The organism is Microcoleus sp. S13_B4 (assembly GCF_036700885.1).
Lineage (GTDB): Bacteria > Cyanobacteriota > Cyanobacteriia > Cyanobacteriales > Microcoleaceae > Microcoleus.
The window spans coordinates 18,930-30,045 of record NZ_JAUBPU010000066.1 but is presented as its reverse complement, the minus strand read 5'-3'; the positions used below and the strand labels follow the sequence as shown (position 1 = coordinate 30,045).

Below are 11,116 nucleotides of genomic sequence, written 5' to 3'. Positions count from 1 at the left end.
CTGGTGGCTGCGGGCTTTTTCATTCGTTTATTTTACCAGATGCCGCCACTGAAGTTTTTTTGACCTGAATCCTTACGAAAAAAAAAACAACTTCGTTATCAGGAAAGAAACCGAGAAGAAAGAATGAAATACTACAGATATCTCCGAGAATTAATTAAAGTATCGGGAAGCCAAAGTCTGGTTTTTATTGATGAGTCAGGATTTGAAGAGTTTCAAGATTGTGCATTAGGCTGGTCAAAAAAAGGCAAAAAAATCTGGGGTGAAAAGTCAGGAAAACGGGGGCAAAGAGAAAATCTAGTAGCCGGAAGAAGGAAAGGAAAAAAGGACTTAATTGCCCCAATGGTTTTTACGGGCAGCCTAAATGCAGAAGGTTTTGAAGGGTGGTTATCTTTATATTTATTACCCTCTCTGACCAAGCCATCTATCTTAATCATGGATAATGCACCGATTCATCGAAAAACAGCCATTCGAGAACTGGTAGAGGAAACGGAGCATCAAGTTCTTTTTCTCCCAAAATATTCTCCCGACCTGAACGATATTGAACACGATTTTAGTGCCTTAAAGCGAGCCAGAATGTATGCTCCTCCTGGCACATCTTTAGATGAACTCATCTGTGCCTACTGCGCTCAATAGTGTCTCTTTTTTATTTGAAATGACTATAAAGGCAGAACAGCTTATCCAACCCATCCTTCTATTTTGGTGGATTTATCCTTGGTTATAAATATTTCCTAATCCTAATCTCTTGCTTGGGTTCAACGATTTAATTGATACAATAAATTAATTCCAACCTTTTTATTCTTCTGTTTGAGCTGGCTTATTTCTTACTTCTTTAAATTCGGAAAGTGACAGAAGAGGGATATCAGGGTTTGGCTCACCGGCTTACAGTGGCATTTTTTTTGCGGAGTGGTATAACTACTCGGAATCAACAAATATTGCAATTCGTCAAGCGCTAGTGGGAGAGGGTAAATTAGTATTGGGTATAGAAAAATCTACAGGAAGTATCGAAGTGCCTGTCCCATTCGCCTTGCCCGCAGCAGGATCAGGCTGGTAAAGTTGGATACGATCGCGCCCAAGTCGTTTAGCTTGATACAGGGCTTGGTCGGCTGCGGCAATCAGAATTTCGGCTCCCGATTCAGATGCAGGAACAATACTCGCTACGCCCAGGCTGAGAGTGACGTACGGGCTCACCTGAGAACCAGCGTGAGGAAGCTGCAAAGCTGCGATTTTGAGCTGTATGTGTTCGGCTACCAGCACCGCGCCTTGAATCGCGGTATTTGGCAAAATAACGGCAAATTCTTCACCTCCGTAGCGAGCTACTAAATCGGCGGGGCGATTGACTGCATTGCCGATCGCCCCAGCGACTTGTCGCAAACATTCGTCTCCCCCTGGATGCCCGTAAGTATCGTTGTAACTTTTAAAAGAATCAATATCGCAGAGAATCAGGGACAGAGGCGTTTGTTCCCGCACTTGTCTGCGCCACTCCATTTCTAAATACTGATCGAAGCGGCGGCGGTTTGCTAGCTGCGTGAGTTCGTCTAAACTAGCCAAGCGCTCTAACTTGAGGTTAGCCGCTTGCAACTGCTGATATAGTTCTGCTTGCTTGATGGCGATCGCCAACTGGGTGGCCAGAGAAGACAGCAACTCTACTTCCAACTGCATCCACTGCCGGGGACTGCACTGGTGGGCCATCAGCAGCCCCCACAACTCGTCTCCTTGCACTAAAGGCACAACCAAATAAGCTCTCACCGCGAATTGTGCGAGCAAGTCAATTTGATATTGCGGCAAATCCGCGGCCAAAACATCGGCGATGGGTCGGATCGCTCGATGTTGGTACGCTTCGAGATAGAACTGGTCAAAACAAAAATTTTCCAGGGTTTCCCCCAACATCGGCTGGCAGTTGGCAGCTACAGATTCCACTGTGACCGCCCCCGTCGCCGGGCCGGCACAGAGACTGCCGGTACAGGGGTTAAAGCGGACGATCATCACTCGATCGGCCTGAAGGAACTGACGCACTTCTGTCACTGTCGTGCTGAGCACTTCGCCCAAATCCAGAGACTGGCGGATGTGCTGAGTAATCGTCGCCATCAGCAGTTCTCGTTCGTTCTGCTGTCGCAGCGCCTCTTGTGCCCGTTTGTACTCGGTGATATCTTGAGCGGTGCCGAAAATTTGTTTGGGGCAGCCGTCGGCTGTGCGGGCGAAAACTTGGTCGCGGCAGCGAAACCAGCGCCATTCGCCCGATCGATGTTTGAGCCGATACTCCAACTCCAAAATATGCCCGTCTTGAGTCGAGGGAAATTTTTTCTGGTGGGCTTTGAGCCTCGGCAAATCTTCTGGGTACACCAAACTCGAGTACAAAGCAGTTTGCATCTGTAAAATTTCTTGGGGAGTGTAGCCCAGCAATTTAGAAGCTTGACCGTTGACGTAGACGTTGCGCTGTTGGGTCAAATCGTAGATGTAGAGCAAATAAGGCGCCGCGTCAGCAATTTGCTGGATGAAATGCTGGCTCGATCGCAATTCTTCCTCCACCCGCTGACGCACTTGCACTTCTTCCAAAGCTTGATCTCGCATTGTGCGGTAAGCTTGGATGCGATGGGTGAGGTCGGTCACGTCTTGAATCACCAGCAGCGCGTAGAACGATGGGGCATTCACCCCCGGCCATATTGATGACGAAGCTGAGGGTGGAGATTCCCTAGACACAAAAGCACTTCTTGATGATCCGACTCCGAGAGTACCCTCTGATTCCAACTCAAGAGTATGAAGAACCCAGTCTCTAATCTCCTGTTCTTCTATGCCAGCCTCTTGGGCCGGCACAGCAGTCACAGTAGTTTGCTGAATTCGCTGCTGGCCGTCTTGCCAAGTTGCCGGAATCAGGTGTTTGTGAATTTGAGAAGAAAAAATTGTTGGCGGGCCTCCTGCAAAGATTTGCTTGAAGCGAGTGGCGTACTTTAACTGACTCAGGTGAGGAAAATGGGTTGTGATCTTTGTTCCCAATATTTGGCTGCGGGGAATTTTAGTCCACTCTTCCAGACAAGCGTTCCAAAACAGCACCACAAAATCATCTTGCAGCAAGCAGGCGCCGACTGGTACGCTGTCGAGAACCCCAAACTTTTCCTTAATACTTTTGCTCTCCTCAATCATAGACCCCCGGCAAGTTGATTGATAGCAGTCAATAAGGTGTCAAAGGAATTAACATTGAAAATAAGAATGATATCTCCTTCAATGTGAAGCCTTTCAATCATGAAACTGGTCTGGGCTAATAAAACAACTGTATCAGTAGCTAAACCGCCAGATACCAGCAAACTAGCAATCGTCCCTTCGCTATAAGTGGGAATTGAGTAGTTCAGGCGCTGCTGAAGTACGTTGCTGATTGCACCCATGACCCCATTAATTACAATATTTCCCACTTCACTTAGCGTACCAATTTTGACTGAATCGAGATCCTGAGTTCCAACTTCTTCCCCTGTAAGCATTGTCACCAGCAGGGCAGCGCTGTTGGTGGGAAAGACTAGCTGGGCAATGCCTCCAAAGGAGCCTGTGAATTTTAGCTGGACGGCGGCGATTTGCTCGCCGTTGAGGTGCTGCTCTAATTCTTCCTCTACGTCGATGGGAGTGAGGATTTGAAGGTAGGGGATTTGCAAGCGAATCGGGGAGTCGATCATGTCGTTCAAGACTCCTGCTGCTTGACCGATCCCGATGTTGACGAGTTCCTGCAAAGCATCGAGCTGTCGAGTGCTTAATTTCATTGGGTGCTTTCCTCGCTGACACTGAGAGCTTTTTTGATCCACCCGATTAGTTCGTCTGAGTTGGGCATTTTGTGAATGACTGCCAGGGCTCCGAGTTCCATGCACTCGGAGCGGGTGCTTGCTTGGATGTCTGCGGTAATTACGATAACTGGAATTTTATATCCTCGATCGCGCATGGCTTGCAGGACTTCCCGACCTTCCATTTCCGGCATCAGCAGATCTAAGAGCATACAGTTTGGGGTTTTAGTGCCGAGCAGTTCTAGAGCTTCTGGGCCGCTGGATGCTTCCCAAGTCTCGTATCCTTCGGCGCGGAGAATTTTGCAGATGACCCTGCGAGTCAACCACGAATCTTCGACAACGAGAATTGATGTCACTACGTTCTCCTCCTTCTATTGTTAGGACTGACCGGTATTGCAGGTACTGCTTTTATCTTGACATTAATTTAAAGTGCTGGGACGGTGTGCGATCGAGCTTGACTCGGAATTCCTGTTCTTAAAAACTAACGCATTAATGTATTGGATAGTTTAGTATCTTGGACTATGTGAAGAAAAAACCCGGTTTCTAAATGAAACCAGGTTTGCGGGATCTCTATTGCTCCTAACATGGGCGCTCAATTATAGATTACCAAACGCTTCCGGAGGGACTCGACTCGCTGTTTGGCAGTGGCATTGTCTGGATCGCAGGCGAGAGCTTGTTCGTACATTTCCAAGGCTTGAGCTGTTAATTTTTTGCGCTCGTAGGCGTGACCCAGATTGTTGAGAGATGTAACGTATTCTGGCTGCAACTTCAGGGCTTCTTTGTAGTGGCGGATTGCGATGTCGTATTGTTCTTGGCCGAAGTGTGCAAAACCCAGGGCGTTGTAAATAACGGCTTGATTTTCTTCGCCTTCTAAGTCTTTGGCTTTCAGGGCTTTTTGAAACAGTACGATCGCCTGGGAGTAAAGCTTTTTATCTACATAGATACTTCCTAATTCGTAGTATTCCTGTGCTGTTCCTTTTTCTACTGTTAGCTTATTTTCTAAGCGTTCCAGAGACATTTCCAGCTTGCGAGTTTTAAGAATCTGGCGCACCAGAAACCAGGAAGTGCTGCCGAGGATAGCGAGCAGGACTGACAGGTAAACAATAAGCAAATTACTATCCATGTTTTTCTTAAAATTAGGTAGGTCTGTGGAAGGTTTTATTTATTTTAACGCGATAGCAATCTCTGATATCTGCCTCTGCAACTGTATAAAAAACAAGAAAATAGCGATCGACTGGCACGATCGCGATTTCTGAAAAAGCAAGAGTCCAGAAGTAAGAACAAAGAAGGAAAGTTTGTCTCAACCTCCTAAATTTATCAGGAGTTTTCCTTCTCTGGCAGACAGTTAAATCTTTCTTACTTCTGCTTTCTGCCTTCTGAAAATCAAGCGAACTTTCAGCCTCCGGCTCGATTAGCCATTTCCACGACTTTACCGAATGTTGCGGGGTCAATGATCGCCATTTGTGCCAGCATTTTGCGGTTGATTTCGATGTTGGCTTTCTTCATGTTGCCGATCAGTCTGCTATAGCTCGTGCCGTGCTGGCGCGAGGCGGCATTGATCCGAGCAATCCACAGGCGGCGGAAATCGCGTTTGCGTTTTTTGCGATCGCGATAACCGTTACGCAGGGCCTGCATCACCCGTTGGTTAGCTGTGCGGAACTGTTTCGACTGTGCGCCTCGGAAACCCTTGGCTAATTTGAGAATTTTTTTGCGGCGCGCTCTGGCGACATTACCGCGTTTTACCCGTGTCATCTTTAATTTCCGTTAAACTTTACAAGTATGGAAGCATTAACCGCACGTTAGCGTCGTTGGTCTCGTCGATGACGACCAGCTTAGAGAGACGGCTTTTGCGAGCTGAACTTTTGTGCTGTAGCAAGTGGCTTTTGTAAGCTTTGCGGCGCACAATCTTACCGCTGCCGGTCGCTCTAAAGCGCTTTGCGGCTGCTTTGCGAGTTTTGAGTTTTGGCATGGACTGGTGTTATTTGGACACAAGCTTCTACCGTATCACATTTGTGGTACTTTCTGCAAGGGAGATTTGCGGGTTGGGCGCGGCGCTGTATTTGGGGCAATATACAGGATGGGCGATCGGCTAATCTTGTGGTTGTTTCCGGCAGTCAACACTTAGTATAGAATGTTATACCGCAGTTGCGGTATCATTAAGCGTTCATGAAATTCAATCTCAAAGAGATTTAATTCCACAGGTTCCGGCGAGCCGAGCCTTACCTTTTTCGGTCGATTTCTTTCGCAATAATTAAACCATAAGTTTAGTGACCAATTTTGCAGCCACATCTTCAAGTTTTGAGTTGAATCATTACCAGCTAGCATCAGTGCTCAAACAATTTCATACGAATTTTATAACTGACTTATATGTTTATATAACACGATATATTTTAGCTATTTAATTAAGAAATACTCAAAAAGGTTCAAGGCGGTTGAACCCCCCGTGTCCCTTGCCTCTGTGATCTGAAGATACCCTCGCTTTCCGCCTCCGGTGTTTTTTTTGTAAATGTGGATCAGGGGTTTACGTCAGCACTTTTTCATGCTCTGTTTTTTCTTCTTTTCTGGGGGGGTTGGCTCTTTGAGTGGCTGCATTGTTAGTTAATAGATTGAGTCAGTGTGCCCATCACAGTGAACAATCCTACAAGCCAGACATCGAGACAACATTCCGCGAAGTGATGAAGCTGTACCCAATGGAACGAGATGAGTTTGAAGAATAGCTCTATGACTAAAAGCCTTTGTAAACCGTTGAATGTATGCTGATTAAAAATGCTGGTATCATGCCCATCTCGGTACTCAAGAATTACAAATAAATGAGGTATTTAAGGTGGATTTAGTATTAAACTCTCAATACAGGTCTGTCGGGATTTTCAGGATTAGGAATTAGACGCTGATTTTTGCAATCTACTAGCAAATCTAAAGTTTCTAACACAGTTTGACCGATTAGCACCATATCGCCTAAAACCCTTGCAGCCTCAATCGTTTCGCGCCCTTCTATTTCAATGATAATAGGCCCAGTCAACCCCACTGTTTCTTGTCTGCCATCAGCATATTTTGCTATTTCCTGACTCCTAATTCTTAAACCCAGGTGTTCGCAGACTTCTACAGGAATAGCTGTGCGTACTGCACCAGTATCTATGAGTGCTTCTGCTTCGTACACGCGCAACCGATTTGGATTGAGCAATCCTCTCTTGACTAACTCTTCATCAATGGCATTCGTTAGCTTGAGTTTGACGCGAACTGCACCCATATTTTTGCTGGCTTGAGTTATATCGCGATCGAGATTTATCATATCGCCTCTCTTTTCCTCTATAAAGTCTGCCTTTGATTATAGCCACCATTTATGGTAGTAAGGTTCGCAGTGCACACCCTACAAGTAGAGTTGGTACGTAAGTCTTACAGCGTATTGCAGGTTTAGGAAGTGCAGTAGGGACAAAGGCTTTCGCCGTGTCCCTACGGAGATCTATCACTCTTGTGGGGAGTAGGGGTTGGGCATCCTGACCACCCTAAACATACAAGTTAAATGCACAACAGCTTACTCATCTTCTGCATAGATAAACCGATACAATTCGCTAGGATCTGGCTCAGCGCTTTTCTCAGCAAAATCGACTGCATCATCAATTACTGCTTGAATTTTATTGTCGATCTCTTTCAATTCTTCAGCAGTTACCAAAGTTCGATCGATCAAATCAGCAGCCAACTTCTTAATTGGATCGCGGGGGAACCAATATTCCTTCTCTTCCTTAGAACGCAACTCATCAGGATCTGCCAAAGAATGGCCGCGAAAGCGATAAGTCAAAGCCTCGATCAAAGTCGGCCCCTCGCCGGCCCGCGCCCGCGCCACAGCTTCCTTCGCCACTTCCCGCACGGCCAAAACATCCATCCCATCAACCTCAAAACCAGCCATGCCAAAAGCATGAGCCTTCTTGTAAATCAGCGGGTCAGAAGTAGCTCGCTCGTGGGCCATCCCGATCGCCCATTTGTTGTTTTCCACAACATAAATAATCGGCAACTTCCACAAAGCCGCCATATTTAAACACTCAAAAAACTGCCCGTTATTTGCAGCACCATCGCCAAAAAAACAAGCAGTCACGCCATCGGAACTCTCATCCCCCAAAGCTTCGCGTCGGTACTTGGATTGAAAAGCCGCCCCCGTAGCTACAGGAATCCCCTCAGCCACAAAAGCATAACCTCCCAATAGTCGGTGTTCGGCCGAAAACATGTGCATCGAACCGCCGCGGCCCTTCGAGCAACCTGTTTCCTTCCCGAACAACTCCGCCATTACCTCCCGCGCCGGGACGCCCGCGCTCAAAGCGTGAACGTGATCGCGGTAGGTGCTGCTAACGTAATCAGTGTCATCCCGGCGCATCGATCGAATCACGCCAGTAGACACCGCTTCCTGACCGTTGTACAAGTGGACAAAACCAAACATTTTGCCCCGGTAGTACATCTCAGCACACTTGTCCTCAAAATAGCGCCCCAAGACCATATCCTCGTAGAGCATCAAGCCCTCATCCCGAGAAATGTTTACGCTTTGCGCGTCAAAAACTGGTAAAGTCCGTTCCTGAACCATAAATAATTAATACCCGACGATCGGCTTCCTAGACATCTAAATTTAAACCCAGATGGGACACAACCGCAGCAGAAAACGATCGCACCTTTTTTGTGCAGCAGTTCACAAATTGTTAAAATGAGTTTGGCAGGCGGGGCGGATTGCCGGGACTCGGAGAACCAACTCCCATCTAAACCCCATGCCAACAAATGATATAATTCCCTTACTCTCAAACCCGAAAATGCTCAAGAGTCAAACCACTCATTTAGCTGACGGGCAGTGGGGCAAGGCATTTTCCTCACTGTAAAACGCTGTAGAGGGAAAAAAGTCAGATTATCTCTACGACAAGTCCAAGATACCGTGAATTGGGCGGTTGGAAGCCAACACCAGAATTTTTGATTTGGTTTGCGGGAGTATCTCACTTAAGATAGGCTAATTCAGTTGCTAGCGCTTTGGGGAAGTGGACGAGTGTTAATTCCACTAGATTACTACCGGATTTTGGGTCTACCGATTCAAGCTACTGCCGAACAGTTGCAGCAGGCTCACCGCGATCGAACTTTACAGCTTCCGCGCAGGGAGTATTCTGAAGTTGCGATCGTCGCCCGCAAACAACTGCTCGATGAAGCCTGCGCCGTTCTGTCAGACTCAGAGGGGCGCAAAGCTTACGATGCCAGTTTTTTAGCCAAAACTTACGATCGAGAGTCGGAAGCCGCACTCGAAGCCAAGCACCAGAGGTCGAAAACCTCAGCAGGCACGGCCACCTTCCTGCAAGACGCAGGAGAAACCGCTCCGGCAGAGTCCAAGGCTTTAGAGGCTGGTCCCGACCCCCACACTCCAAGTATTGAAATCGATGACAACCAATTCGTAGGAGCCCTGCTCATACTGCAAGAACTGGGGGAATACGAACTCGTACAGAAGCTGGGTCGCCCGTATCTTAACAATGGCAGCATCGCGATCGCAGAAGGTCGTTTCGGCGACCCGCAGCTCGTGAGGCCAGATATAGTTTTAACTGTCAGCCTTGCCTGTCTAGAACTTGGCCGCGAACAGTGGCAGCAAGGTCAGTACGAAAATGCCGCAAAATCATTAGAAGCAGGTCAAGAATTGCTGCTGCGCGAAAGCCTATTTGCAAGCGTGAGGGGTGAAATGCAAGCCGACATATACAAACTCCGTCCGTACAACATTTTAGAGCTATTATCACTCCCCGAAGAAAAAGTCGCCGAGCGTCGGCAGGGGCTGCAAATCCTGCGAGAAATGCTTCAAGAACGAGGCGGTATCGACGGTTCGGGAGACGATCGATCGGGTTTAGGAATAGAAGACTTCCTCCGGTTCGTGCAGCAAATGCGTAAACACCTAACCAGCAGCGAGCAGCAGGCGCTATTTGAAGCCGAAGCCGGCCGCCCCTCAGCAGTCGCCACTTACCTCTCGGTCTACACCCTGTTAGCCCAAGGATTTGCCGCCAGACAGCCATCGATGATCCGTCGGGCCAAGCTGATGCTGATGCAGCTCGGTCGCCGCCAAGACGTTCACCTGGAAAAAGCCGTCTGTTCCCTGCTGCTGGGCCAGACAGAAGAAGCCAGCAGAGCCCTCGAACTCAGTTCGGAAAAAGAACCCCTGGCCTTCATTCGCGAACATTCCCAAGATTCACCCGACTTGTTGCCCGGACTGTGCTTGTACGCCGAACACTGGCTACAAGAAGAAGTGTTTCCCCACTTCCGCGACTTGGCCAACGAGTCAGTGTCCTTGAAAGACTACTTTGCCGACCCGAAAGTACAAGCTTACCTAGAAGCTTTGCCACAAGACGCAGAAACCGCCAACGAATGGGTCGTCGTGCAGCCCCGCTCCGGCAAGCCCCCAGGGCGACTGCAACCGACAGCAGGCCGATCGCCCGCTGCCATACCCGCACAGCCACCCACAGCCAAGCAAGGAGCCAGTACCGTCACCTTGACCCCCGTACCGGGCGACGCTTCCACCGCAGCCTCGGGCGCGAAATCCCCGGCAACGGCGGCCGCGCCGAGCGCTGCTGCGGCGGTCTCTCTCCCGATGGCTACAGAGCCACACCCCGCAGACTCGACTTCCAAACCACGCAGACGCCAACATTCAGGGCGCAGCGGAGCAACGGGCAATGGGCTAAAGGGCGATTTGGTCGATCAAGCGCGCACCAAGGCAGCAGAACTTACCGCCCAAGTCAAGTCCATGCCTCCAAACAAGCTGGCTTTGTTTCTAGTCGCAGGTGTCCTGAGCCTCTTACTCCTGTGGTTAATACTCAGTCTATTGGCGAGCGCGATGCAAGCCCTATCGGGCCCCCTCCGAGGAGAGCAAGCCCTCGTCCGCCTGGAAGAACCGCCCCTAGAAATCCCAGCCTTGCCCGCGACCCCAGAGCCGAGCGCCACAGGCGCAGTGTCGGGAGCAATGACGGAGGCAGCAGCAAGAGACTTAGTTCAAAGCTGGCTGTCGGCGAAAGCAGCGGCTTTGGGCCCCAATCACGCTGTCGAAGAATTAAAGCAAGTTCTGACAGAACCGGCTTTGTCTCGCTGGCAATTGATGGCAGAAGCTCAACAGCGAAACAACGCGCACCAGCGTTATGTACACAAGCTGCAAGTTGATGCAGTTAAGACGAATCCGACTAATCCCGATCGCGCCCAAGTAGAAGCCCAAGTAGGGGAAAAAGCCGAAGTGTTCGATCGTTCTCAGCTCGTTTCTTCCCGCAATGAAAACCTGCGGGTGCGCTACGACTTGATCCGTCAAGAGGGACAGTGGCGGATTACGGATTGGCAAGTGATTAAGTAAGGAATTGGTAATTAGTAAT

9 protein-coding genes and 1 pseudogene are annotated in these 11,116 nt (G+C 48.8%); 2 read left to right on the top strand and 8 right to left on the bottom strand.

What is annotated here, in order from left to right; translation table 11 throughout:
* Positions 1–75 precede the first annotated feature (75 nt).
* A pseudogene (locus tag QT994_RS23605) lies at positions 76–633 on the top strand (IS630 family transposase); the annotation flags it as partial.
* A 309-nt stretch (positions 634–942) separates the two neighbouring features.
* On the opposite strand, the gene QT994_RS23600 reads toward QT994_RS23605, so the two are convergent.
* The 8 genes from QT994_RS23600 to pdhA all read right to left on the bottom strand — a co-directional run bounded on the left by QT994_RS23600 (position 943) and on the right by pdhA (position 8,331).
* On the bottom strand, positions 943–3,138 hold the full coding sequence (locus QT994_RS23600) for a diguanylate cyclase domain-containing protein (RefSeq protein WP_333178837.1): 2,196 nt from the start codon (positions 3,136–3,138) through the stop codon (positions 943–945).
* Entirely contained in the window at positions 3,135–3,743 is a 609-nt protein-coding gene (locus QT994_RS23595) for a chemotaxis protein CheC (protein ID WP_333178834.1), read from the bottom strand. The genes QT994_RS23600 and QT994_RS23595 overlap by 4 nt, the downstream gene beginning before the upstream one ends.
* Complete coding sequence (locus QT994_RS23590; RefSeq protein ID WP_333164983.1) at positions 3,740–4,117, bottom strand: response regulator; 378 nt, start codon at positions 4,115–4,117, stop codon at positions 3,740–3,742. The genes QT994_RS23595 and QT994_RS23590 overlap by 4 nt, the downstream gene beginning before the upstream one ends.
* A gap of 236 nt (positions 4,118–4,353) precedes the next feature.
* The gene (locus QT994_RS23585; RefSeq protein ID WP_333050691.1) at positions 4,354–4,884 is read right to left on the bottom strand and encodes a tetratricopeptide repeat protein; all 531 of its coding nucleotides are present in this window, start codon (positions 4,882–4,884) and stop codon (positions 4,354–4,356) included.
* Positions 4,885–5,156: 272 nt separating this feature from the next.
* A complete protein-coding gene (gene rplT, locus QT994_RS23580; RefSeq protein ID WP_190658174.1) occupies positions 5,157–5,513 on the bottom strand; it encodes a 50S ribosomal protein L20 in 357 nt (118 codons plus the stop codon).
* A gap of 19 nt (positions 5,514–5,532) precedes the next feature.
* Positions 5,533–5,730 (bottom strand): 50S ribosomal protein L35, encoded by a 198-nt coding sequence (rpmI, locus tag QT994_RS23575; RefSeq protein WP_006634164.1) that lies wholly within the window; start codon positions 5,728–5,730, stop codon positions 5,533–5,535.
* 867 nt (positions 5,731–6,597) lie between these two features.
* On the bottom strand, positions 6,598–7,050 hold the full coding sequence (locus QT994_RS23570) for a clan AA aspartic protease (RefSeq protein ID WP_333178831.1): 453 nt from the start codon (positions 7,048–7,050) through the stop codon (positions 6,598–6,600).
* 243 nt (positions 7,051–7,293) lie between these two features.
* Complete coding sequence (pdhA, locus tag QT994_RS23565; protein ID WP_333178828.1) at positions 7,294–8,331, bottom strand: pyruvate dehydrogenase (acetyl-transferring) E1 component subunit alpha; 1,038 nt, start codon at positions 8,329–8,331, stop codon at positions 7,294–7,296.
* 447 nt (positions 8,332–8,778) lie between these two features.
* Here pdhA and QT994_RS23560 point away from each other — a divergent pair, with 447 nt between their 5' ends.
* Positions 8,779–11,097 carry an IMS domain-containing protein gene (locus tag QT994_RS23560; protein WP_333178826.1) on the top strand — a complete coding sequence of 773 codons (2,319 nt, stop codon included), beginning with the start codon at positions 8,779–8,781 and terminating at the stop codon, positions 11,095–11,097.
* Positions 11,098–11,116 lie beyond the last annotated feature (19 nt).